The 24,779-nt window shown below is 71.3% G+C and carries 17 protein-coding genes and 3 pseudogenes; 7 read left to right on the top strand and 13 right to left on the bottom strand.

The genetic code is table 11. From position 1 onward, the window contains the following. Window positions 1–40 precede the first annotated feature (40 nt). Window positions 41–838, top strand: a complete 798-nt coding sequence (locus tag OG897_RS35195; RefSeq protein WP_266663431.1) for a helix-turn-helix domain-containing protein — start codon at window positions 41–43, stop codon at window positions 836–838. 99 nt (window positions 839–937) lie between these two features. On the opposite strand, the gene OG897_RS35200 is transcribed toward OG897_RS35195, so the two are convergent. Then, entirely contained in the window at window positions 938–1,423 is a 486-nt protein-coding gene (locus tag OG897_RS35200; protein WP_266663433.1) for a cold-shock protein, read from the bottom strand. A gap of 222 nt (window positions 1,424–1,645) precedes the next feature. Between OG897_RS35200 and OG897_RS35205 the strand changes: the two genes are divergently transcribed. Beyond that, a complete protein-coding gene (locus OG897_RS35205; RefSeq protein ID WP_266663435.1) occupies window positions 1,646–2,458 on the top strand; it encodes a MerR family transcriptional regulator in 813 nt (270 codons plus the stop codon). 3 nt (window positions 2,459–2,461) lie between these two features. Here OG897_RS35205 and OG897_RS35210 read toward each other — a convergent pair whose 3' ends face one another. The 4 genes from OG897_RS35210 to OG897_RS35225 all read right to left on the bottom strand — a co-directional run bounded on the left by OG897_RS35210 (window position 2,462) and on the right by OG897_RS35225 (window position 5,783). After that, complete coding sequence (locus OG897_RS35210; protein ID WP_266663437.1) at window positions 2,462–3,151, bottom strand: DUF3159 domain-containing protein; 690 nt, start codon at window positions 3,149–3,151, stop codon at window positions 2,462–2,464. Window positions 3,152–3,189: 38 nt separating this feature from the next. After that, entirely contained in the window at window positions 3,190–3,816 is a 627-nt protein-coding gene (locus tag OG897_RS35215; protein ID WP_266663438.1) for a TetR/AcrR family transcriptional regulator, read from the bottom strand. 68 nt (window positions 3,817–3,884) lie between these two features. Next, window positions 3,885–4,421, bottom strand: coding sequence for a potassium channel family protein (locus OG897_RS35220; protein WP_266663440.1), 537 nt, complete (start codon window positions 4,419–4,421; stop codon window positions 3,885–3,887). A gap of 99 nt (window positions 4,422–4,520) precedes the next feature. Then, window positions 4,521–5,783, bottom strand: a complete 1,263-nt coding sequence (locus OG897_RS35225; RefSeq protein ID WP_266663442.1) for an ion channel protein — start codon at window positions 5,781–5,783, stop codon at window positions 4,521–4,523. 638 nt (window positions 5,784–6,421) lie between these two features. Between OG897_RS35225 and OG897_RS35230 the strand changes: the two genes are divergently transcribed. Both OG897_RS35230 and OG897_RS35235 read left to right on the top strand, forming a co-directional pair. Then, window positions 6,422–9,034, top strand: a complete 2,613-nt coding sequence (locus OG897_RS35230; RefSeq protein WP_266663444.1) for an NPCBM/NEW2 domain-containing protein — start codon at window positions 6,422–6,424, stop codon at window positions 9,032–9,034. 211 nt (window positions 9,035–9,245) lie between these two features. Then, complete coding sequence (locus OG897_RS35235; RefSeq protein WP_266663446.1) at window positions 9,246–11,573, top strand: collagenase; 2,328 nt, start codon at window positions 9,246–9,248, stop codon at window positions 11,571–11,573. A gap of 105 nt (window positions 11,574–11,678) precedes the next feature. On the opposite strand, the gene OG897_RS35240 is transcribed toward OG897_RS35235, so the two are convergent. From OG897_RS35240 to OG897_RS35265, 8 genes and pseudogenes are all read right to left on the bottom strand, one after another. Beyond that, window positions 11,679–12,575: a hypothetical protein gene (locus tag OG897_RS35240; RefSeq protein WP_266663448.1), complete on the bottom strand. Its 897-nt coding sequence runs from the start codon at window positions 12,573–12,575 to the stop codon at window positions 11,679–11,681. 77 nt (window positions 12,576–12,652) lie between these two features. Then, entirely contained in the window at window positions 12,653–13,300 is a 648-nt protein-coding gene (locus OG897_RS35245; protein WP_266663450.1) for an RNA polymerase sigma factor, read from the bottom strand. Window positions 13,301–13,673: 373 nt separating this feature from the next. Continuing rightward, on the bottom strand, window positions 13,674–14,537 hold the full coding sequence (locus OG897_RS35250; protein ID WP_266663452.1) for a hypothetical protein: 864 nt from the start codon (window positions 14,535–14,537) through the stop codon (window positions 13,674–13,676). Continuing rightward, a complete protein-coding gene (locus tag OG897_RS35255; RefSeq protein ID WP_353963771.1) occupies window positions 14,534–16,030 on the bottom strand; it encodes a GMC family oxidoreductase in 1,497 nt (498 codons plus the stop codon). The genes OG897_RS35250 and OG897_RS35255 overlap by 4 nt, the downstream gene beginning before the upstream one ends. 206 nt (window positions 16,031–16,236) lie before the next feature. Then, window positions 16,237–16,365: pseudogene (locus OG897_RS41115) on the bottom strand (TetR family transcriptional regulator); the annotation flags it as partial. A gap of 73 nt (window positions 16,366–16,438) precedes the next feature. After that, a pseudogene (locus tag OG897_RS41120) lies at window positions 16,439–16,561 on the bottom strand (FAD-dependent oxidoreductase); the annotation flags it as partial. Next, on the bottom strand, window positions 16,558–16,965 hold the full coding sequence (locus OG897_RS35260) for a hypothetical protein (protein ID WP_266663456.1): 408 nt from the start codon (window positions 16,963–16,965) through the stop codon (window positions 16,558–16,560). The gene OG897_RS35260 and the pseudogene OG897_RS41120, both read right to left, overlap by 4 nt. Before the next feature lie 172 nt (window positions 16,966–17,137). After that, a pseudogene (locus tag OG897_RS35265) lies at window positions 17,138–17,266 on the bottom strand (DJ-1/PfpI family protein); the annotation flags it as partial. Between the two features lie 213 nt (window positions 17,267–17,479). On the opposite strand from OG897_RS35265, the gene OG897_RS35270 reads away from it, so the two are divergent. From OG897_RS35270 to OG897_RS35280, 3 genes are read left to right on the top strand one after another with little or no spacing between them, the layout of a single operon-like run. Then, window positions 17,480–18,340, top strand: a complete 861-nt coding sequence (locus tag OG897_RS35270) for a DUF4132 domain-containing protein (RefSeq protein WP_266663458.1) — start codon at window positions 17,480–17,482, stop codon at window positions 18,338–18,340. Continuing rightward, window positions 18,337–23,562 carry a hypothetical protein gene (locus tag OG897_RS35275; RefSeq protein ID WP_266663460.1) on the top strand — a complete coding sequence of 1,742 codons (5,226 nt, stop codon included), beginning with the start codon at window positions 18,337–18,339 and terminating at the stop codon, window positions 23,560–23,562. The genes OG897_RS35270 and OG897_RS35275 overlap by 4 nt, the downstream gene beginning before the upstream one ends. Beyond that, window positions 23,559–24,779 (top strand): AAA family ATPase, encoded by a 1,221-nt coding sequence (locus OG897_RS35280; RefSeq protein ID WP_266663462.1) that lies wholly within the window; start codon window positions 23,559–23,561, stop codon window positions 24,777–24,779. The genes OG897_RS35275 and OG897_RS35280 overlap by 4 nt, the downstream gene beginning before the upstream one ends.

Below are 24,779 nucleotides of genomic sequence, written 5' to 3' on the forward strand. Positions count from 1 at the left end.
CCGGATCGCTCCTGTCGCACTTCCGATAAAATGCCAAGCAATGCCGAATATCCGCCAGCCCCCGGAGCTCCTGCCGCCCGCCGACCGCCTGCCCGTCGACCACCTGCCCGTGGCCCCCACCCACACCCGCCCCCTCGCCTCCGGCGAGCGCGTCGACCCGCACCGGCACGACGAGCACCAGATCGTCTACGCGGGCTCCGGGTTCCTGGCCGTCACCACCGACGTCGGCACCTGGTTCGCGCCCGGCACCCGCGCCCTGTGGGTGCCCGCCGGGACGGTCCACTCGCACCGCGCCCACGGTCACCTCGACATGCACACCCTGGGCCTGCCCGTCGACGAGAACCCCCTCGGCCTAACCGCCCCCACCGTCCTCGGCGTCAGCCCGCTCCTGCGCGAACTGATCCTGGAGTACACCCGCACCCCCCGGCACGACCGCACTCCCACCCCCGAGGTCCTGCGGCTGCGCGCCGTACTCCTCGATCAGCTCCGGCTCTCGCCGCAGCGCCCCGTCCACCTCCCCACCCCCACCGACCCCCGCCTCGCCGCCGTCTGCGACCTCCTGCACGCCGACCCCGCCCTCCCGGCAACCCTCGCCGACCTGGCGGCCCGCACCCACACCGGCGAACGCACCCTGAGCCGCCTCTTCCGCACCGAACTCGGCATGACCTTCCCCCAGTGGCGCACCCAGCTACGGCTCTTCCACGCCCTGCGGATGCTCGCCGACGACACCCCGGTCACGGCCGTCGCACACCGCTGCGGATGGGCGTCCGCGAGCGCGTTCATCGACGTCTTCCGGCGGGCGTACGGATATACGCCGGGCGCCCATCGGAGGGGCTGAGGCGGTTCAGCCGTCCGGAAAAACGGACCGAGGCCCTTTGCGGGCGACGGGAAGTCGCCCGCAAAGGGCCTCGGCGGAAACAGTCGGGACCGCGCGCTGTCAGGGTGCCCGGAAGACCCCGGACGGCGACACCGGCCCACCGGCACGAATTTCCGTACCGGGTTCGGCGTCGATCCAGCCGTGCGAGAGGGCGACCTGTACGAAGCCCTGCCGTACCTGAAGGATCTGCGCGGAGGTGACCGTCGGAGCGGTCCCGAGAATGGTCTCGGTGATCTCCTCGATGAACTCCTTCACGGAGAGCACGTCGCACATTCCCTCGTCGGCGGGGGAGCCCGAAGGCACCCTCACCGGCGGGGGAGTCCGGTACTCCCGCTCGGGGGCGCTGCCCAGGAAGCGGACCTTGCTGGCCTTGAGGCCACGCCCGCCGTCCTCGACGTCGAACTCGACCTTCATGCCCGGGCCGAGCAGCCTCTTGTCGAAGTCGAGATCGTTGACGTGAATGAACACGTCTTCGCCGCCGTTGTCCGGAGCGATGAATCCATATCCTCGGAACTCGTCGAACCGAAGGACTTTTCCAGTAGCCACTGAATTCCCCACATACCCCAAATAGGCGCACTTACCTCCACCGCGCGCAACGGCCTCGAATGTACCGCGCGCCGCGATTTCGCACAATGTCTCCCAGCTTATGGCGCCGGGGCGCGGGCGCGGCAACCAGGCTCGTACGGAATGAACTTGATGGGCTTGGGGGTGACCGCAGGCCCGTGCTTGACCCTCACACCGTGTGAGGGGCTGAAGTACGTTCTCGTCATGTTCACCATCGGAGACTTCGCCAGGCTCGGCCGCGTGTCGGTCCGGATGCTGCGTCACTACGACGCGACCGGACTGCTGCGCCCCGCCCGGGTCGACCCCGCCACCGGCTACCGCTTCTACACCGCCGCCCAGCTCGCCCGGCTCAACCGCGTCATCGCGCTCAAGGGCCTCGGCTTCACCCTCCAGCAGGTCGGGGAGATCCTCGACGAGAAGGTGACCCCCGAGGGGCTGCGCGCCATGCTGCGGCTGCGTCAGGCCGAACTGGAGACGGCGATGACGGAGGCGGCGACCCGGCTGGCCCACGTCGAGGCGAGGCTCCGGTCCATCGAGAACGAGGGACGCATGTCCACGAACGACGTAGTGATGAAGAGCCTGCCGGGCGTACGGGTGGCCGAACTGACCGGTGTCGCACCGGACTTCGACACCATCGGCCCCACCATCCAGCCGCTCTACGCCGAACTCTTCCAGCGCCTCGAAGCAGCGGGCGTCACGCCGAGCGGTCCCGGCGTCGCCTACTACGAGGACGCCCCGGAGGGCGGCGTCGTCGTCCACGCCGGGGTACAGGTCTCCGCTCCGGTACGGGACGACGGGGTCCTGCGGATCCTGGACCTGCCGCCCGTGGAGGCGGCGGCGACGATCGTGCACCGGGGCTCCATGGCGACGATCCTGCCGACGGTCCAGACCCTGGGCCAGTGGATCGACACCAACGGCTACCGCTCCTCCGGTTACCCCCGGGAGATCAACCTGGAATGCCCGCCGGACCAGAACGAGTGGGTGACGGAACTCCAGGAGCCGATCGCCAAGCCCTGAGGGTCAAGGAGTTGTACGTCCCGCACGCCTGGCGGCGCGGCGCACCGCCCATGCCCAGACGGCCAGTGCCACGGCCCACAGTGGGTAGTTCATGGCGATCTTCGCGAACGCCAGCCAGCCCGCCAGGTCCCGGTCGTACAGCCAGAACTGCACGACGAACCGCGAGCCGAAGACGAATGCCAGCACCGCCGTCGCCACGTCGTAGCCGAAGCGCGACGGGCGGTCGTGCAGCCAGGCCCGGGAGCTGCGGTTCACCGCGCTCCACACCACCCCGGCCAGCGGCCGACGCACCACCAGGGAGAGCACCAACAGCACGAACACCGTCAGGCTCAGCCAGATGTCGACGACGAAGAAGTCACGCGCCTCGCCCGACCTGCTCGCGAAGTACGAGGAGATGCCGACTCCGACGACCCCTGCCAGCGCGGGCTTCAACGGCTGACGGCGCGCCGCCCGCAGCACGGTGAACGCGATCACCGTGCCGATGGCCGCGAAGATCCCGGGCCGCAGTCCGAAGGCGGAGTTCACGAGGACGAAGGCGACGGAGGGGAGGGAGGAGTGGAGGAGCCCGACGGGCCCGCCGGTCTCCTCCCACAGGGTGGGCCGCCGCGTGCGGGACGGCCCGCGCCGCTCGGGCGGCGGGCGCCCCTCGGTGCGGTCGTTCTGCGGAGGGCGGGTGCAGTAGCTGATTGCCATGGCGATGCCTCTTCCGGTCGTACCGTACGGAACGTGTGCTACTCCTGCCGTGCGTCCCCCTTGGCGACGGCCCTGCGGTACAGCTCCTGGAGCTCGCCGACGAAGGCGTCCGTGTCGACCTCCGGGTCCGCGCGGAACAGTTCGTGGAACCCCTCCACCGAGCACTGCACGCTCTGCGCCACCCACGCCGGGTTCAACTCCCGGAACTCCCCGTCGGCCACCCCGCGCCGCAGGATCTCCTCCACTGGCCCTGCCAGCGCCCGCGCGTCGAACGCGTCGGTGCGGCCCGGCGCCTTCCAGCTCGACGCCAGCCGCCACAACGCCCGTACGCCGTCGCGGTGTCGGTCCTGGAACCGTACGAAGGCATCGATGTACGCGAGCAGTGCCGACATGGCGTCCGGCGCGTCCTGCAACGCCGCCTCGACCGTCGCGACGCACTCGCCGAGCAGGTCCTCCGTCAGCTGCACCAGCACGTCGTCCTTGTCGGCGAAGTGGTAGGTGATCAGCCCGGGGCTGGACAGCCCGGCCTCCTCCGCCACCCGGCTCAGCGAGGTACGGGACAGCCCGTCCCGCGCGAGCACGGTGACGGCGGCGTCGATGATCTGCCGCCTGCGCACCGCGCCGACCGCCGACGGACGCCTTGCGGGAGTCTTGTTTGTACGCACAACCCAAATTTAGTACAGCTGAACAAGAATCGGAACCCGTCGACCGGACCCGCGACGACCCGGGCCCCTCAGTCGTGCCGGGGGTGCTTGTCCTTCCGGTGCAGCAGATGTCTGCGCAGGTCGCGGGTGAGGGTGGTGGCGCCTGCGGTGAGGAAGACGAAGCTGTACAGGACCTGGAGCAGCGTCACCGCCCGCGCCGTCTGGCCGGTCGGGCTGACGTCACCGAAGCCGATCGTGGCGAGGGTGACCACGGTGAAGTACAGCGCGTCGAGCCTGGTGCGCAGCCCGTCGAACTCGTCCTGCTGCTGGGCCAGTACGTAGTACGTGGCCGAGAACAGCAGAATCGTCAGGCACATCAGCCCGGCGATGATCCAGGCGGGCCGGGATCCGCCCCGGTTCGCCAGGACGTACTGGATCTGGACGAGCAGCCCCACGGCGACCAGGACGAGGCCGCACGCCAGGGCGGTCCAACTGAGGAAGGGCCGGTGATGGCCGAAGACGTGCAGCGGCAGCCAGAAGTACACCGCCACCATGACGGCGGCCGAGACCGCGAGAAGGGTCGGCCGGTGCCACCGGACGGCGGCCTCGTGCGAGTGGGTCGTCACGTGGCGGACACCGCCGTTCCTGATCGCTCGGTGGCCGGGGAGGACAAGTCTGGCCCGGCCACCGGGGGGCTTCACCCCGCCGGGCCCATCCGGGTGACGTCACGCAGCGGCCCGGCCCGTCGTGCGGCCCTCTTCCTCGATCAGCATCTCGGGGCGTCCGGTGGCGAGGAGCCACGCGGGCAGGGCCGCGACGCAGAGCAGCGGCAGCAGGGCGAGGTCCATGGCGACGGCGGCGGCCGTGAAGAGACTGAGCCAGCCCTGGCGGGTGGTGGCGAGCAGGATGCCGAGTACGGCGCAGGTGATGGCGAGCGACGCGGGCACGGAGCCGACGAGGGCGTGCGCCAGCATGCCCAGCGCCACGCCCACGAAGACGGCGGGGAAGATGCGACCGCCACGGAAGCCGCAGGACCCGGCGACGACCAGCGCGGCCAGTTTCACCAGGGCCAGGAGTAGCAGGTTCGCCGCATCGTGCTCGTCGGCGTGCCCGGTCAGCTCCTTCATCTCGGTCAGACCCTTGAAGAGGGTGAGGTGGCCGCCGACGGCGCCCAGGACTCCGAGGACGAGCCCACCGGCGGTGAGCATCATGACGGGGTGGCCCAGCCGCCGGAAGGCGCGGTGGACGTACGGGAAGGCGTGGACGGCGACGAGTCCGACCAGCGCCGCACCCGAGCTGATCACCATGGCGGAGACCACGTCGATCAGCTGCGGTCCCGGGTAGGGCGCGATGTCGACCTGGAAGGCCGGGTGCGCGATGAGGACCGTGGTCAGGGACCCCGCTCCCGCCGCGACCAGCGGTGCGAACAGCCGGTCCCACAGGGGCCGGGGGTCGGCGTCCGCCCTGATCTCGGAGAGGATCAACGCCGCCGCGACGGGGGTGCCGAACAGGGCGCCGACGGTTCCGGCGGCGGCGAGGGAGACCCAGACGGCAGCGGGCGTACGCGGCATGGCCTTCATGCCCAGTGCGTAGGCGAGGGCGATGTTGATGGCGGTGATCGGGTTCTCCGGGCCGAGGCTCACGCCGCCCGCGAGGCCGATGACCACGGCGAGCGCGAGGCCGGGCAGTACCCGTACCGGCAGCGGCGGATCGACGAGGCCCGTCGTCGCCGGGTCGGGCCCGGCGTGCCCCGGTACCTTCCACACCACGAGCCCGACGACCAGGCCGACCGAGGTGAGCGTGCCGAGAATCCAGCCCGCCGAGGTCCCGGACACTCCGAAGGCGTCCGGCAGCCGGTCCCACAGCACGTCCTGGAGCCGGTCGGAGACCCAGCTGAGCGCGAGGAGCAGCAGGCTCGATCCGACGCCGACCAGCAGCGCGGGGAGGATCAGCGGGGCCAGTCTGCGGGCCTGTGGCGTCAGAGTCATGTCTTCTCCGGCCCCGTGGTGCGGCCCGTGCGGTTGCGTCGCTCTCTCGGTCAGGTCCTTCACAGCCTGTGTCGGCGTACGGAGGGCGGCGACCGCTGGCTGCCGACCGGGTGACGGGGTGTGCGGAAATGAGGACTCCGGGTCGGAAAGCTACTCGCGCTTTCCGCACTATGCAATGTCACATTGAAAGTTTTCTGAACTGACGTCAGCTGTCCGCTGCAAGTTGATGATCCGGGGTGGGTGGGCAGGTCGTTCCCGGTGCGTCCGATCCGCCTCGGCCACTCGGTGTTACCCGCCCACATCAGGTGCCTGGCCTGCGAAGGCTCTGCGGCGTCCCGGTCGAAATGGTCAGGTCCGGGGTGAGGATCGGGCCTGCGCGGAGGGTGAAGGCCCAACTGCCCGACCGGTCACGGGTATTGACAGCGCCTCATCGCGAAGCCCTCAATATGCGACACAGGTCAACTTCTTCCAACACGCCGTGCGGTGGAGAGAGCCGACGGCTGTCGCCAGGAGTGCTCCACCCGGCACGTTTCGTCCCTCCACCGCCAGGCGGTCGAGGCCGACCGTCCCGGCACGAGGAACCCCCCACCCGAAAGGACCGATCGCCCATGCGCCGATTGGCTTGTGCACTGTCCGTCGTGCTCGCGACGGCCGGCACCTTGGCAGCCCTGCCCGCTCCCCCCGCCATGGCGGGGGCGGCGGCAGAGCCCTACGTGCTCGAAATCGAGAAGATGTCGCTGACCAACTTCGGGACGGAGACCATCGACCACACCTGGCAGGACAAGCCGGTCGACAAGGTCACCTACGCCCTGGGCGCCTCGGGACAGACGAGCAGCGCCAAGACGGTCTTCAACGGCGTCGCCGGAACGTACGACCTCATCACGCGCTACAACGGCAAGACCGCGAAGGGCGTGACGTACAAGCTCTCGGTGAACTCCGTCCAGGCGGACTCCTGGGAGACCTCCCAGCGCTACGGCCGTGACCACACCGACCCGGTGAACATCGACACCCGGACGTCGAGCAAGATCGCGCTCAAGGCCGGTGACGTCATCGAGCTGACCGCCGTCTCGGCGGGCGAGGTGCCCCGCGTGGACCGGATCACGGTCCAGGCCCACGTCGGTCCGCCGACCAGCCCGCTCAGCATCAACTCGCCGAACCAGACGCTGAACGACGGCTTCAACTGGGGCAAGAACCGCGCCCTGGACATGACCTTCTACCCGGGCAACCCGATGATGGGGCACGAGCCGGAGTGGTGGCGGCTGAAGGATGCCAACCACACCTCGGTGACCCCCGGCTACTGGGGCGCGTACACCAACCGGGAGTCCTTCTACAACCGGGACATCTCCCACCAGTCCGACGGCGCGCACGCGGTCGGCCTGGACAAGGAGACCTTCAGCATGCTGAAGACCTTCGCCGACGACGCCGACGATCCGGGCCAGAAGGGCTGGCCGCTGTGGGCGCACAGCTCGTACGGCGCCATGTACTACATCGACGGCACCGGGTTCCGGGAGCTGCCGTCCCCGTTCAACCTGATGACCAAGGCGTTCAAGCAGTACCAGTGGACGGGCAACAAGGACTGGATCAACGACCCGACCCTCTCGGCGTACTACGACTCGACGATGACCACGTTCCTGACCGACCACGAGGTGGTCTGGAACGACGCGAATCCGTCCGCCGAGCAGCCCGTCTCGAAGAAGCAGGAGGGCGAGTACACGGCGACGTACTTCGAGTTCCCGAACGAGAAGCTGGTCTCGGCCGCCGACTCGCTCGGCTACCAGTACCAGTCGATGCTGGCCTACGCGGAGATCCTGAAGGCGAAGGGCAACACCGCCGACAGCCAGAAGTGGACCGACCGCGCCAAGCGGGTGCGCGACCACTTCGAGGCGAAGTGGTGGGACGCCTCGAACAACCGCTACATCCGGGGCAAGGACGCGGCCGGTACGGGCTACAGCAGTTGGGGCCACGAGGCCAGCTTCCTGATGATGCTGACGGGGCTCGGCGACCACGGCCCCCGGACCAGCGGCTACCTGGACTTCGTCGCCGCCAACGACGACGGCCTGAACGTCGAGGCGGCCTCCTACCTGCCGGAGATGTACTACCAGTACAACCGGCCGGACGAGGGCTGGGCCTGGCTGAAGAAGCTCATGACGGGCCGCAACACCTACCCCGAGATAGCGTTCCTCGCGGTCAGCAGCGTCACCGACGGCATGATGGGCGTGCAGCCCGACGCCCCGAACCACAAGGTGGCCACCGTCTCCCGGCTGACCGCCGAGACGCCGTGGGTGGAGCTCGACCACCTCAAGGTCGGTGACAGCGACCTCAAGCTGAAGCACACCGGCACGACGGCCTCCACGCTGACCAACAACGGGGGATCCGCCGTCACGTGGGAGGCCCAGTTCTACGGAACCCCCGCCTCGATCACCGTGAACGGCGTCGCGCGGACGCCGAAGACCAAGTCGCTCTACGGCAAGACGGTCTCCTACGTGGAGGTCCCGGTGGCCGCCGGAGCGTCCGTGACCGCGAGCACCGGCGCCACGGCCGGTGACACCGAGGCCCCCAGCGTGCCGACCGGGCTGACGGCCGCCAACACCACCTCGACCAGCGTGGACCTGAAGTGGACGGCCTCGACCGACGACGTCGGCGTGACCGGCTACGAGATCTACCGGGGCACCACGCTCGTCGGTACGTCCACGGGCACGAGCTACACCGCCACGGGGCTGACGGCCTCGACACCGTACTCGTTCACGGTCAAGGCGGTGGACGCCGCCAAGAACGCCTCCGGCGCCAGCACCGCCGTCGCCGTCACCACCACCGCCGGGAGCGGGGGCGGCCAGGCGGTCCAGCTGAGCGATCTCGCCTGGAGCGACGCCCGGAGCGACTTCGGCACGCCGCGCAAGGACCGGAGCGTCGACGGCAACCCGATCAGGCTGAACGGCACGGCGTACGCCAAGGGCGTCGGCACGCACGCCAACGGCAGCCTCACGTACGCCCTGAACGGCGCCTACTCGCGGTTCAGTTCGGACGTGGGCGTCGATGACGAGGTCGGTGCGAACTCGACCGTCAGGTTCGAAGTATGGGGCGACGGACGGAAGTTGTACGAGACTCCGGCGGTGATGACGCCGACGAGCCCGACCCAGCCGATCGACGTCAGCGTCAAGGACGTGAAGTCCCTGGTCCTGAAGGTCACCGACGCGGGCGACGGCATCAACAGCGACCACGCCGACTGGGCCGGAGCCAAGCTGCTGCCCTGACGGACCGTCGCGGAGCAGTCCGTCCGCAGCGGGCGGGCCCGGCCGATGCCACCGGCCGGGCCCGCCCCCCCCCGGCCGTCCCAAGTTCGGTGGCCGATGAATCTTTACAGAACTCTTCCCGAACAATGCGACATGTGAAATTTTACACGTCACGTGTTAGAAGCCCGTGCGCCCCAGCACGCGGCCACGACGGCCCCGGAGGCCCCCACAGATGCATACCTTCCGCATAGCGAAGACCCGCGCGCGAAGACTTCCCGCGCTCGGCGCAGCCGTCTTCATCACGCTCGGAATGTTCACGCCGCAGAGCCAGGCCGCCCCCGTCGGCGCCACGGCCCCGGCCGGTGCGAACGTGAGCGGGCCCGCGGCCCCGGCACCCCGGTCGATCCCGGTGCCCAAGTCGCCCGACGCGACGAACAAGAACGCCCGCTTCCGGATCTCCTCGCAGGACAGCACCGCGGAGTCCGCCCCGAAGGCCGCCCCCGCGGTCAAGCCCAGCAAGCAGTCCTCGGCCGCCGCCGCGGAAGCGTGCCCCGACCTCTCCGGCGTCATCAACGCCACGGGCGGCTCGCTGGTCCAGCAGCTCAAGGCGCTTCCCCAGATCACCTGTACCTACCCGCTGTTCAACCTCACCGGGGACAACGCGCGCAAGGCGTTCCGCGAGCCCCAGATGGTGACCGTCGCCAACGCGCTGCGCGACGCCTCCGCCACGTACACGGGCAGCAACAGCGCCTCCGTCGGGCAGCTCGTGATGTTCCTGCGCGCGGGCTACTACGTGCAGGACAACCACGCGGACGCCGTCGGCGACTACGGCACGGCCCTGGACGGCGCGGCACGCGGTGCGCTGGACGCCTTCTTCGCCTCCCCGCGCAGCAAGGACGTCACCGACGCCAACGGCGAGATCCTGAACGAGGTCGTCACACTGATCGACAGCACCCATGCGGCGGGCCGGTACGCCGGTGTCGTGAAGTGGATGCTCGGCAGTTACGACGGCACGTGGCCCGCCCAGATGAACCTCGCCATGCAGCACGTCGAGTGGGTCGTCGAGAACGGCTTCGACGCCAAGAACGACGCCCGGGGCTGGCGCGCCGCCCTCAAGGCCGACCCCGCCATCCTGAACACCTGGGCCGGTTTCATCACGCGCAACGGCGCCCAGCTGAACCGCCTGGACGTCGTGAGCAACGTCGGCCGCTTCCTCGGCCGCGCCCTCGACATCCCCGAGCTCAAGGAGCGGCTCAGGCCGCTGCTGAAGGACCTGATCAACCGCTACCCGAACGTCGGCCCCACCGCGCCGATCACCATGAACCTGGGCTGGGCCACGCGCCAGTTCGACAAGGGCAACTGCGCGGCCTACGCCATCTGCGACCTGGGGGAGCGCGTGCTCCCGGCGATCCTGCCGCTCCAGCACACCTGCACCCCGGGCCTGAAGATCCGCGCGCAGGACATGTCCCCCGGCCAGCTGGCCGGTACCTGCACCAGCCTGGTCAACCAGGACGCCTACTTCCACCGGATCATCGGCGACAAGGGCGCGATCCCCGGTGACGTGAACACCAACCTCGAAGTCGTCGTCTTCGACGACTACACCCACTACTCGCTGTACGCCTGGGCCATCTACAACATCGACGTCGACAACGGCGGCATGTACGAGGAGGGCAACCCGGCCACCCCCGGCAACCAGGCGCGCTTCATCGCCCACGAGGCCCAGTGGCTGCGCCCGGACTTCCAGATCTGGAACCTCAACCACGAGTACACCCACTACCTCGACGGCCGGTTCAACATGGCCGGTGACTTCGAGGCGGGCATGACCACGCCGACCATCTGGTGGGTCGAGGGCATCGCCGAGAACATCTCGTTCGGCTACCGGAACGAGCGCAACGCCGACGCCATCGCCGAGGCCGCCAAGAAGACCTACAAGCTCAGCGACCTCTTCGACACCGTCTACGGCGGCGAGGCGGACCCCGTGGCCGGTTCCAACCGGGTCTACCGCTGGGGCTTCCTCGCGGTCCGCTACATGCTCCAGGCGCACCCCGCCGACGTCGAGACCGTACTCACCAAGTACCGCACCGGTGACTGGAACGGAGCCCGTACCTTCCTGAAGCAGACCATCGGCACCCGCTACGACGCCGACTTCACCACCTGGCTGACCACCACCTGCGCGACCAACGACTGCGGCCCCCTGCCGGACGCGTCGACCACCACGCCGACCACCCCGCTCTGCACGCTCAGCGACCCCCGCCAGTTCGACCAGAACTGCCGCCGCGACAACCTCACCGCCGCCACCGGGGGCTACAGCTACCACTTCGTCAACCTTCCGGCCGGGGTCAAGCAGCTGACCATCACCAGCAGCGGCGGCACCGGCAACGCCGACCTGTACTACGGCGGCGGCAGCTGGGCCACCACCAGCAGCTACCAGTCCAAGTCCACCAACAACGGCAACACCGAGACCCTGACGATCGACAACCCGCCGTCCGGCTGGGTCTACTTCAGCCTCGCCGCCGCGCAGGGCTTCAGCGGGGTGAGCGTCTCCACCCAGTCCAAGTAGCCGATCGGCTGCGGCCTGCCGACGCCCCCTGTTTCCCCGGCCATGGAGCCGGGGAAACAGGGGGCGCGTCGTTAGGGCAGTACCGAGGCCGGGCGACAGGCCGGCTTACGGCTGGTCGGAGAACTCCGGGTCCTTCTTCTGGTTGTAGATCTCCTTGCCGGACGCGTCGAAGGCGTGGACGTAGGGGCTGGGGTCCGCAGAGCGCGGGTCGGCGTTCTCGACGGAGAGCGCCGCCGCGTGGACGAACGCGCCGCCGGCCATGACCGCCGGGTACTGCTTCGGGTCGTTGCCGTAGCTGATGGTGATCTTGGCGATGCCGGACTTGTAGTGTCCGGCGCCCACCACCTGGTACTTCCCCTTACCGGCGGGCGTGCTGGTGGTGTCGAAGTACGCGATCTTGTGACCGGCGCCCCACAGGCGGTCGTTGATGAAGGTGGGCGGGGAGTTCTCGCTCTTGCCCCGGTCGCCCTTCGCCACGCATTGCACGTACTTGCCGCCCGAGTCGACGGCCATGACCACGCCGTCCCGGTCCTGCGCGGAGACAGGTGCGCGGACCGCGGCCACCGGGTGGAACCGCGATGCGTCCGAGCCCAGGCAGGAGGCCAGGATCTTGGTGACGGTCCCGGCGTCGATCGGGGTCGTCTTCGTGCTGGCGACGGAGAACGACGCCGCCGGGGCGGAACCCCCACCGGACGTGGAACCGGCTCCTCCGGAGGTGGATCCGGCGCCCCCCGAGGTGGAACCGGCTCCTCCGGACGTGGATCCGGCGCCCCCCGACGTGGAGCCGGGTGCCGTGCTCGGGCTCGGACTCGGTGTCGTGGCGCGCGTCGGGTTTCCGGCCGGGTCGGCGAGAAGCGGCTGGGCCTCCCCGCTTCCGCCGAGGACGGTCACGGCCGTGACGCTCAGCGCGGCGACGCCGGTGGCCACCGCGATCGGCACTCCCCACCTGCGGCGCAGCGAAGCACGGTTGTTCTCCGAGTTGTTCTCTGAGTCGATCTTCATCAGGAGTTCCTTTCGGGTCCGCCGGTGGTCCGGCAGATCACGATCGGAAGGAGCCGCAGGAATGCCTTGCCTGTGATTCATCGTGCGACCTCTTCCGCGTTGACGGGATTCTTGGCACTGAACGACACCGGAACGACAGCTCCGGCCAGGAGGTCGGCGCCCAGCCTCCGCCGGGCCCGGTGCAGCCTGGACTTCACGGTTCCCACCGCCACCCCCAGCGCTGCCGCGGCCGCCTGCTGATCCAGGCCCGACCACACGCAGAGCTCGACGACGTCGCGTTCGTGGCGCGGCAGCCGCGCCAACGCCCGGTGGATTTCCGACATGCGGCGCTCGTCGTCGACCAGGCCGACGACGCGGTCCGCGTGGTCGCCCACCGGCTCGTCGTGGGAGACGAGCCGACGCAGCAACGCCTCGGCCCGCCTCAGCCGCCGCCTGGTGTTCGACAGCAGTCCGTCGGCGATGCCCAGCAGCCACGGCAAGGCCGAGTCGCGGTCGAGGACCGTCTCCGAACGCCGACGCCAGGCATGCAGGAACACCGTCGACGTGAGGTCTTCGGCCTCGGACCAGTCGGCCGTGCGCCGGAACAGGTGGTTGTAGACGGTCTTCCCGTGGCGGTCGAAGATCCGGCCGAATGCCTCCTGGTCACCGTCGACGGCCCTCGCCCACAGTTCTCGGTCGGACAGTCCTCCGACCGGCACGGCGGGATCAGCGTCGTTCAGTTCCATGCCCTGTACGTGTCCGGCACTCGGCCGAAGGTTCCCACCGGGCTAACTCCGTACCGACGGACGGTTCTGACCTCGGCACCAAGACATGCCTTCAGCCGATACGTCATCACTCAAGCCCATATGTGCGCTTCGCCCGTTCCTTGATCGCTCTACTCCTGCACGCGGAATGTACTCCGGACCGCGTATCCACGCCGGGCGGAGGGGAATTCGCCATGCCCCCCCGTCGTGTCCCCCGCCACCGCCGACCGCGCACCTGGAGCGGATCGAACAGCTCAACCCGACCCTCTGCACGGCCTACCCGTCGCCCACAAGGGCACCCACAGGCTGAGCAAGCCGCCCACAGGCTGAGCAGTCGTCCTCTTGCTGAGGGCGTTCAGACGGCGGGCGGCCGGGCGGGCAGGTAGTAGGGGCGGTTGTGGGCGGCGACCGGGGGCGACTGGTAGGTCCAGGCACCGGCGGCCGGGGTGTCGGCGACGAGCGAGCGAGCGTCCCGGCCGAGGTCGCCGTCCGGAGCGTGGATCGACAGGCGTACGCGGTCGGCGTGCTCGGGGGCGGCGAGGTCGTACCACCGGTAGGGCTGGTAGACGTTCATGGGACCCGCGAGCAGGCGGCCCTCCGGGTCGGTGCCGTAGCCCGTGACGGGGGTGGTGTTGGCGGGGGCGGCGGGGAGGCCGTCCAGCGTGGCCGTGAGGGAGAACAGGGGAGTTGAGCCCTTGCGCAGATTTCCTTCCGCGTCGGTTTCGGCCGCCTTGCCGTGCACGGTCCACGTCTCACCGGCGGGTCCGTTCAGCGAGGGCAGGTCGACCTCGAACCAGCCGGGGTGCTTCGGCTCCGCGTACAGCGCGCGCCCGGCCTCGATGGCGAACGGGTTGTCGCACAGGACGTGGATGCGGGCGATGCCGAGCAGTTTCGTCTGGTCCCAGCCCTGTGCGTACTGGGCGTAGGTCAGGCGTGGGATCCGGTCGCTCTCGGCGCTCGGGAAGGCGACGACGTTGTACTCGATCTCCTGGGTGACGCCGCCCCCGAACGCGTACTGCGCGAAGTAGAGCTGGTAGTTGAACGACACCAGCGCCCGTCCGCCGAACTCGGCCGCGGTCAGGTCGGGGTGGTGCTTGGCGAGCAGGTCGTGGACGGGCTCCGGATCGACCAGCCAGTCGATGCCGAGGTGATGCAAAGCCCCGTAGTGGAATGGCAGTTGGAAGGGCTCGGGTACCGGCGGCAGCGGCAGCGGGCTCATGCGGGTGCTCCTCCTGGAGGGCGCGGGGTACGAGGGGTGTGCGCGGTGTGAGAAGTGAGAGGTGCGGGGCGGTCGCGTGCCGCGAGTTCGGCCTCGATGCCCTCCGCGCTGCGCAGCGCGAGCGCGGCCATGGTCAGGGTCGGGTTGGCGGTGGCGACCGACGGCATGCTGCCGCAGCCGACGGCGTACAGGCCGGGATGGTCCCAGCAGCGCTGCCACGAGTCGACCACCGAGGCGGTCGGGGAGTCGCCCATGATGTGCGTGCCGGCGGCGTGTCCCGCGCCGCGGTAGCCGTAGGTACGGCCGTCGTGGTCGAAGCGTCCCGGCCAGGCGGCCGGGGGAGTGAAGTCGGTGTGGTCCTCGGCACCGAGCAGCGCGAAGATCTGGTCGGAGACCGCCCGGGCGGCGACCATTCCCTCCTTGACGTGGTCGTCGAGGTCGTACGTGACCAGGGGCCGGGGCAGTCCGAGAGGGTCGCGCGCGTGCGGGTGGAGCGTGACGCGGTTGGCGGGGTCGGCGCTCTGCTCCATCTCGAACTGAAGGGTGAACTGGCGGCTGATCCGGTCGCCGACGGCGCGCCGCAGCTCGGCCCCCAACAGCCCCTGCTCGGATATGAGTTGGGCGACGTCGCCGTCGACGGCCCCCTTGGACCAGGCCCATCCCCAGTTGCCGATCTCGATGCGGAACGGCGCCCGCACCCGGCGCCCGGGTCCTGCCCGGAAGCTCTCGAAGCCGGAGGTGGAGCCGGGCCCCCGGTAGGGACCGACGGCGTGCGGCAACAGACTCCAGGTCAGCAGGACCGGATGGTCCATCAGATTGCGCCCGACCTGGTCGCTGCGGTTGGCGAGCCCGGACAGGAGGAGCAGCCGGGCGTTCTCGACGGCGTGCGCGGCGAGCACGACGACATCGGCGTGCGCGACGGCCACCGTGCCGTCGTGGGACAGGTACTCCACGCCCGTTGCCCGGCCGCTCCCGTCGACCAGCACACGACTGACGACCGCCCGGTCCCGGAGCCGGACCGAGTCGCTCCAGCGCCCTTGGGTCTTGAGCGGGGTGTACTTCGCGTACGAAGGGCAGTGCGGGATGCACGAAGCGTTGCCCACGCATCGGTTGGCCGGATCCGGTCGCCCGTGCGCCCCGCGCGGAACGTAGCCCCGGCCGTGTTCGTAGGCGGAGTTGGGGATGCCGTTGCGCGCGTGCGGGGTGCCGACCACACGCAGAGCCGCCTCGCTCAGGGCGACCGGGTCCTTGACGCGCCGACCGTCGAGGCGTTCCGCGAGGACCCGGTCCAGATAGCTGGCGGGAAGCGGCCGCATGGGGAAGACGTAGTCGTCGGCGAGCGGCAGCCCCGCGTGCTCGCGCTGCTCGGCGGCATCCGCCGCCACCCCCAACTCACGTTCCGCCGCACGGTAGTAGGGCTCCAGAGCGTCGTACGTGAGAGGCCAGCGCCGACCGTATCCGAAGGCTTCGGTGTCGAAGTCCTCCGGCAGCATGCGTGGCGCGAGGCCGGTCCACACGTTGCCGGTGCCGCCGTTGACGCGGACGTAGCCGCTCGCGTACGGCAGCGGGCCGTCCTGGAGCAGGTGCCCGGCCGCCCGGAACCCGGGGGCTTCGTCCGTGCCGACGACGTCGGTCACTTCGGGCCAGGGTGCGGCGAGTTGGGGCCGGTAGGCGGATCCGGGCACCTTCGCGGACGCCGTCACGTACGTGGTGAGGGGGTCGGGTTCGCCCTGCCCGGGTTCGCCCTGCCCGGGTTCGCCCTGCCCGGGTTCGCCCTGCCCGGGTTCGCCCTGCCCGGGTTCGCCCTGCCCGGGTTCGCCCTGCCCGGGTTCGCCCTGCCCGGGTTCGCCCTGCCCGGGTTCGCCCTGCCCGGGCTCGCCCTGTCCGGGACCGCCCTGCCCGGGAACGGTGGTGCTTGGACCTGCCTCCAGGACCAGGACCCGGCGGCCGCGCAGACCGAGCCGGTGCGCGACGAGCGAGCCCGCGACGCCCGCCCCCACGACGATCACGTCGTAGCGCGTCATCGGCCCCTCGCCTCGGCCGGGCTCTGGGCCCAACTCCCGTACCCGGCGGGCGCGGTGGCGGGTGCGGCAAGACCGGCCGCTGTCCAGGCGAGCCCTCCGGCGTAGGCGCGCGGTGACACCACGAAGGGTGGCGGTCCTGGCCAACTGCCCGTGTACCACAGGTAGGTTACGGAGCGGGCGGCGTCCAGCAGGTCGCCCTCCAGGCCCTCCGTCGGACGGCCCTCCTCCCGCAGCAGCCGCCCGAAGACGTCTGCCCCGAGCTGCTCCAGGGCCACGGCTCCATACGCCTCGACGAGTCCCGTCGCGCGAAGATGCCGGGCGTCGAACCCGGTCAACTGCGCCGACACCACTGTGAAGCCATCCGTCTCGTCGGCTGTTGCCCGCTGGTCCGTTGTCGTCCGCACGGGGCCAACTGTGCCCTGGGGGCTCGGCGATCATGCTGCACTGCCGTGAGGTTGGCCTGATCTCTCAGGTGACGGGGGTCTCCCGCCGCCTCGTGCGTACGCCGTCGCAGGCGGGTGGCAGGGCGGGCGACAGCGGTGCTGCGCGCCTCTTCGCCGTAGCGAAACGGAAGCGAGCCGCGCCGAGCAGCAGAGAACCGGTGCACACCGACGTGGTCCACGTGGTGGTGGTGTGGATGTGGCGGATCCAGTCGAGGAACGACTCGTCGGCGAGGCCGCGACGTGCGCCCGGACCACCGGGCACCCCAGGACGCCGGACCACCGGTCACCCCCAGGACGCCGGACCACTGGGCACCCCCAGGACGTCGGCTTCCACGGCGAAGCGGAAGGCCCGGATCTCATTGTCAGTGGGGCCGCCTAGAGTCTTTCTCACTCGTCACGGTGCGTTGCCGCTGATGGGTTTCATCAGCGTGCCGCCGGGTTCGGCGGCCGTCCGGAGCAGCGGGGAGAACAGCGCATGGGGTGGGTTCCTGCGGGCGACTACGAAGTCGCCCTGGAGGCGGGCAAGGTGGTCTGCCGCAACGGGAAGGGCCGGCGGCTGAAGTCCGTTCCGGCCAAACTGAAGGAGGACCCGGCGGTCGTCGGGCTGCGGCAGTTGACCGAGTGGCTGGAGCGGCACGAACGCCGGTGCCTGGCCGACGTCGAGCAGTGGATGGTGCGCTCGTTGTCCGTTCCCACGGCCGTGCTCGCCCAGGTCTGGCCCGACCCGGCGTGGCAGGCGGTCCTGCGGGACGTGGTGGTCACCGGCGCGGACGGCGGGGTCGCCGGATTCCTGCGCGATGTCGATCCCGACCGAGGTCTCGGCCTCGTCGACCTGGACGGCGACACGGTCCGCGTCACCCCGGACGTCGTCAGCGTGCCCCACCCCGTCCTCCTCGACGACCTCGACGACCTGCGGGAGTTCGCGGTGGAACTGGGAGTGAGCCAGAACGTGCAGCAGTTGTTCCGCGAGGTGTGGCGGCGCCCGCCGGGCCTCGCCCCGGACACCACCTCCGTGGACACCTACGCCGGTGGCGTGTTCAAGGAACTGCGCTTCCTGCACGGCCGCGTCACCCAACTCGGTTACCGGTCGCGCGGCGGATACGCCGTCTGCCCGGTCGTCGAGGACGGCGCCACCGTCGAGGTGCGCATCTGGATCGGCGAGAACGACGGATACGACGAGTACGGCACCGAGACGGGCCCCGTGGCCTGGACCGACCCTGCCGGGCGCACGCTGACGGCCGCCGAGGTCGGCCCCGTCGCGTGGTCGGAAGGCATGCGCATGGCGGCGGCGCTCTACGCCGGTCGCGACGTGGCGGACGAGGAGCGGGCGGCATGAGCACCACGACGACGAGCACCAACAAGACGAACACCAACAAGACGAATACAGAGGCGACGAGCGCCGAGACGAGCACGAAGGGGATAGGCGTGGCTCTCCTGCCCGCCCAGGGCGGGGGCGGGGGCGCGAGCACCCCCGCCGCCGAGGCCCGCGCGGCGGCGCTGCTGGACGCGGGCGCGATCCTCCCCGCCCGTACCGTCGACCGGGACGACGCGGACACCCTGACCGCCCGCACCTACACGCACACCGCCCTCGGCGACCGCCCCGTGGTCCGGCTCGTGCCTGGCACCCTCGGCGAGGCCGAGGACCTGGCCCTGGAGTTCCTCGGGCTGGCCCGAACCGCCGAGGCCCCCGTCGTGGGCCAAGTGCGCCGCGAGACGCTGGGCTTCCCCGCCTGGGCACTGGTGAACGACCCGGCCAACGGGCACCACGCCCTGGCCCTCGTCAAGGACATCGAGCGACTGGGCCGACAGGCCGGGACCCGCGCCGGAGCGGCCAAGGAGGGCTTCGACGAACTCGGCACCCGCCTCGGCCGGGCCGTACCGCACTTCCTCCCCACCTACTACGAGCAAGTGGCACGCCTCTTCCTCCAGGCCGAGAACACCACCTACGCCGCCTCCTTCTTCGGCAAGGCCCGCGAGGCCGAGCGCGTCCACGGACTGGTCGTGGACGAGGACCGGCAGCGGGCCGTCTTCCTGGAGTTCGCCTTCGCGGGCGCGCTGACCGTCAAGGCGCTGCGGCAGTACGTGCGGGACCTGGCGGCCCGGCTCGAACCGGCGGACGCCTGGGCACAGTTCCGCCGACTGCTGGTCGAGCGCTGCGCGGCAGGCATGCCGCCGTACGCGGCACTGCCCCAGGACGTGCGCGCGCTGGTCAAGGCCGCCGGGCTGGACCGCGAGGCCGCCGAGTGCGAGCTGGTGGCAGATCTGATCGCGTCCCCGGGAGTCGTCCGCGCCCCCGCCTCGTTCTGGGCCGCGTACCGCTCCGCGCTCGTCGCGCTCGCCCGTAGGGACGCGGCCGTGCGCGCCCGGCTCCTCGGCTTCTTCCCCGAGACCTTCAGCGAGAGCGGCCGGGGAACGGACGGCGAACGCGACTGGCTGGAGCTGCTGGCCGAGTCCGGTGCCGAGGACCTGCTGACCGCCCTCCCGGACGCCTCCGGCCACGCTCCCTGCGCTCCGGTCTCGCCGGCGGACTGGCTCGGTCGCTGGGAGGCACACCGACGACGCGACCGGGCCACCCCGGGCCGCAGCCCGCGAACCCTCGACCTGGCCGCCAGGATGGTGGACCGGCTGCGCGCCGACGGACGCCCCGTCGAACTGTTCCAGGGCCGCTGGCAGCGCAACGCCGACCTCGACCTCCTCGACCTCTGCCTGGGCTCGGGCGTCCCCGTCGCCGAGCCGGACGACCAGGCCGCAGGCACCGGGCAGCCGCCCCTCATCCTCGTCGGCACCTGGCTCACCGACACCGCGCCCGGCGCGCGGGACCTCACCGCCGTCGCGAAGCAGCCGGTCTTCCGCGCACTGCTGAGCCAGAACGTCGGCGGTCTCGGTCAAGGGCACGGTCAGCGGCAGGGCGAAGCGGGCCTGGCCACACTGGCGGCGCACCCGGTGCTCTCGGAACTCCTCCGGGAGTGGCTCACCGCACGCGCCGAGGAGTACACGGCCGCGCGAGGACTCCCCGGCCTGCGCACCGCGCTGAACAGGCTTTCGGTGTTCCGCAGCGTGGTCGCCGACGTCGCCCCGGAGGCCGTGCGGCTCCTCGAAGGCCACGACGTCGTACCGCTGCTCGCGGCCACCCTGCGCACCGGCGTCCTCGACGAACTGGGCTGGTCCGCACTCGACGAGACCTACGCCGAACTGGCCGCCGAGGTCTCGGCAGCCGCCGCCGCGCACCAGCGGCACCGACGCTCGGAGAGCATCGGTGTCACCGGCGCATGGCCCGCGCTGATCCTCAACACCCTCGAACGGGCCGTCGTCGTCGGCCCGGAGGGCGTACTGCTGCGGCACACCCTGCGGCTGCCCACCACCGTCGACCAGTGGCGGACGTTCGCCTTCCGGTACGTCGACGGTGAGTTGCTGGTCATGTGGTGGGAGGACGGCAAGCAGCGCGGCTACTGGTCGCACCGCCCCGCCGAGGTGTTCACCGTCGGCGGCGAACAGATCCCGCGCTGGGGCGGCACCAGCGCCTCGGACGAGGTCTCCCTGCCGCTGCCCGGCGGCGGCCGCGCCACCGGCGGCAAGGCCCTGCACGCGGGCGACACCTCCCTCCCGCCCGAGCGTGCCGTCATCGCCGACGGCACCGGCCTCTGGCGAGAGGGCCACCAGGGCACCCAGCGGGTGTGGCTGGAGTACGACCCGGCCACCGGCACGCACGGCCGCGCCTCCCTCCCCGCCTTCCTCCGCTCCGGGGTGGGCGACGGCACCCGGCTGCTCCCCGAGCACTGCCAGGTGCTGCCCCTCCAACCCGGTCTGGAGCGCACCCCGTTCGGGACGGACGGCACCGTCCTCGGCCGTTGGGTCCGCCGCACGGTCACCGAATCCGGCACGGCCACCCCCGCCGACGGGCACCGGATCGTCGCCGGCACCCCCGACGGCCGCACGGTCACCCTGCCGCACCCGCTGCCCGACGGCGACTCCCCGGTGCCGCTCGGCGCCCTCACCCTGCCCGGCGGATCACGGCCGGTCGCGGCCCTGCACCACCGGTCCGTCGAAGTGCACCCGGCGGACACGGACGGCGCCGGCGGCAGCCTGTGGTCCGTCACCCCCGGCTCCCGAGGCGGCCACGACGCGGCGGGCACTCCGTACGTGCCTCCCGTCGCGTACTGGCACGCCCTGCGCCCGAGGGACGAGCGGGGCTCCACCGCGCTGCGGAACCTCACGGACTCGCGGGCGGCGGAGCTGTTCGAGGAGGTCGCCGCCGAGGTCGCCCGGCATGGGGAGGCGTTCCGGGCAGTCGAGAAGTACACCGGCCCCTCGGCACAGCAGATGAGCGAGAAGGCCGTCGCCCGGGTGCTGCCCGAGGTGTCCGACGCACGGCTCCTCGCGGGCGTCACCGCCCTCGTCCGCGACGCGGTGGACCGGGCCGTCGCAGCCGTCCGCTACCTGGAACCGCCCAAGCCCGCACAGCCCACCACCCCCCGCGACACCGCACGCACCCAGGGCATGTTCTTCGACCGCGAACCCGAGCACGCCGACGACACCAGCCTGCGCAACGCCACCGCCTGGAGCTCCGAGCAGATCCACGGCGGCTGGTGGGGAGCGGGGAACCGATGGACCACCATCCGGCAGATCCTCGCCGTCAACCACGTCTTCGGCGGCGAGCCCGCGTTCGGCCCGCCCACGCCGTCCAAGGTCCCGTTCACTCCGGTGGACGGCTGGCAGCGGGACGAGTCCACCGTGCCCGGCGATTCCCTGACCTGGGTGTCCCTCCTCGACAAGCTGCCCCAACTGGCCTACCGGGCCGCCTCGGCGACCACCTCCCCCGAACACCGCGCCGGGCTTCTCGTGCTGCTGGAAACCCTCGCCGCGGGCCCCCTGGCCGACCCGGCGGGCACGGTCCGCCAGGTCGAGCTCATCGAGCCCTTGGGCGTGACACCGGGGACGGGACACCACGAGGTCGTGCCCCGCCTCGGCCAGGTGCTCCGCAAGGGCGCCCGTACCGTCGTGATCATCGACAGCCGGGGCTGGAACGGCCGCAACGACGCGGCACGCTGGCTCGCCCTGGACCACGACCCGACCGGCGCCTTCGGCCCCGTCCCCGGCTTCACCCTGGACCGCGAGCACGTTCACCAGCAGGGCATCGCCCGCGACCGGCTCACCCGGCTCATCGCACTCGTACGGGAACAGGGCCCGGCGCTCTGGCGGCCGGAAGCCGCCGAGGCGTTCCACACGGCCACCGGAATCGGTGCCCTCCAGTCCGCTGCCCTGCTGTCGGCAGCCGTCGCGGAACCCGGAGCCGAGACGCTGGCGCTGCTCGGTACGAAGCCCCGTGCCTTCGAGGCGACGCAGGACAGGCTGAACGCCCTGCCCCGCGACGACCGGCACGCCCTGCTTCGGGCACTGCTGCCCGCCGACCCGGCCGAGCTGTGGTCCACGGGCCCCGACGTCCGGGCCGCCGCCGAGGTCTGGCAGGAGCGCCTGGCCTCGCTGGTCCGTGTTCCCGAGGAACTGGACCTCGACCTGTCGGGCACCACGTCGTACGCCGTCGAACTGATCCTCAACGCGGGCTCCCGGAGCTGGCTCGCCCACGGCACCGACGTCCAGGACGGCACCGGCCGCCCCGGGCTGCGCCTGGTGGAAGCACGCGGCGCACTCCTCACGGCCCTGACCGCCCTGCGCACCCTCGCCTACACACTCCCGTACGGGCACCCCCTGCGGGCGCACCTTCCCGCCGGTCTCGCGGCCCTGCGCGAGCGCCTCGCCGACCCCCGCCTGGTGCTGGAGATCGGCCTGGACTGGACCGAGTCGGGAGACGCGATCGGCCCCGCGATCCGCGCCGCCCACGGGCTCCCCGCGTCAGGAGGCGCGGACGCCGACGGACTCGTCCGAGCCGGTACGGCGCTGCTCCTGACCCCCGGCCACGGGGACCGCGAGAGGCTGATGGTTCGCCCGGCCGGACTGACGGGCCCCGACGACCCGGCGTTCGGCCTGGTCGAGGGCACCGTCAGCCCGCACCGCACCGGTGACCTGCTCGCCCTGCGCGCACTGCTGGGCGAGGAGATCGACGCACTGGTCTGCGGGGGCGCCCCCGACGGTTCCCCGCAGTACCCAGCCCAGGACCCGACGCGTGCGGTGCCCGCACTGGTGGCCGAGGCCGTCGACGCCCTCGGCCTGAGCGAGGACGCCGCGGCCCTCTACCTGATGCTGCTCGCCCTGCCCGACCCGACGGACCGCAACTGCGTCCGCTGGACCCAGTGGAAGCCCGTCCGGACCAAGAAGGCCCGCGCGGAACTGGCCGCCACCGAACTCGTCGTGGAGGCGAAGCGCTCCCGCGCGGGCCGCACCCTGTTCCTTCCCTGCGGCTGGCTCGAACGCGGCGCCCCCGGGCTGCCGCTGGAGACCTGGAAGGAACGTCTGTACCCCGTGGCAGGAGACAGCCGGACCCTGCCCCACCTCCCCGTACCCGCGCTGTACGCAGCCGCCTGGGCACGGGTCCGCGGCGGCGACGCCCCCGCCTTCGAAGAACTGGACACCCGAGCACCCCGGAAGGGCCGCCGCCGATGACGAACGACACCACGACCACCCTGGACAGCGCCGCGGGCGGCCTCCCGGGCCGGACGAGCGAGCCGGGCCGCGAGCACCGTCAGGTCACGCTGCCCGAGGACCGGTACGCCACCGAGCTGGCCTTCCTCGCCGCCCACGACTCCGGGCCCCGGCCGCCCGGTTGGCTTCTGACGCCGCGCGCTGTCGTCACGTTCGTGATGGGCAGCGCGGGCGAGGCACTGGGCCTGCCGAAGGGCGCCAGGCCCGGAGCCGGGGTGCCGCGCCGCCTGGTGATCGAGCAGAAGTTCGTCGGCGAACGCGCCCTGGTCGAACGGTGCGTGGTCACCCTCGCCGGAGAGCGCGGACTCCTCCTCGTGGGCGAGCCCGGCACCGCCAAGTCGATGCTCTCCGAACTGCTGTCGGCGGCCGTCTGCGGGACCAGCGCGCTCACCGTGCAGGGCACCGCGGGCACCACCGAGGACCAGCTCAAGTACGGCTGGAACTACGCGCTGCTCCTCGCCCAGGGCCCCACCGAGCAGGCCCTGGTGCCCTCCCCGGTGCTCACCGCCATGACCCGGGGAGCCGTCGCCCGCGTCGAGGAGGTCACCCGCTGTCTGCCGGAGGTGCAGGACGCCCTCGTGTCGCTGCTCTCCGAGCGGCGCATCGCCGTCCCCGAACTCGCGGGCAGCGAGGGCGCCCAGGTGCACGCGGCCCCCGGGTTCACCCTCATCGCCACCGCCAACCTGCGGGACAAGGGCGTCTCGGAGATGTCCGCCGCACTGAAGCGCCGCTTCAACTTCGAGACCGTCGGCCCCATCGGGGACGTGGACGCCGAGACCGCGCTCGTCCGACGCCAGTCGCGCGCGGCCGTCGAACGCGTGGGCGCCGCCTACCAGGTGGACGACGCGATCCTCGAAGCCCTCGTCACCGCGTTCCGGGACCTGCGCGATGGCCGCTCCCAGGAAGGCTGGGAAGTCGAGCGGCCCTCCACGGTGATGAGCACGGCCGAGGCGGTCTCCGTCGCGGGCTCCCTGGGCCTGGCCGCCGCCTACTTCCCCGGCGACCGGGACGTGCTCTCCCTCCTGCCCGGCCACCTGCTCGGGGTCGTCCGTAAGGACGACCCCGCCGACGCGGCACGGCTGCTGGGGTACTGGGACGGGCCGGTGCGCAGACGTGCGGAGCAGGGCTCGGCCACCTGGCGTGCCCTGTGGGACCTGCGTGCGGTGCTGGAGAACTGA

This window comes from Streptomyces sp. NBC_00237 (assembly GCF_026342435.1).
Lineage (GTDB): Bacteria > Actinomycetota > Actinomycetes > Streptomycetales > Streptomycetaceae > Streptomyces.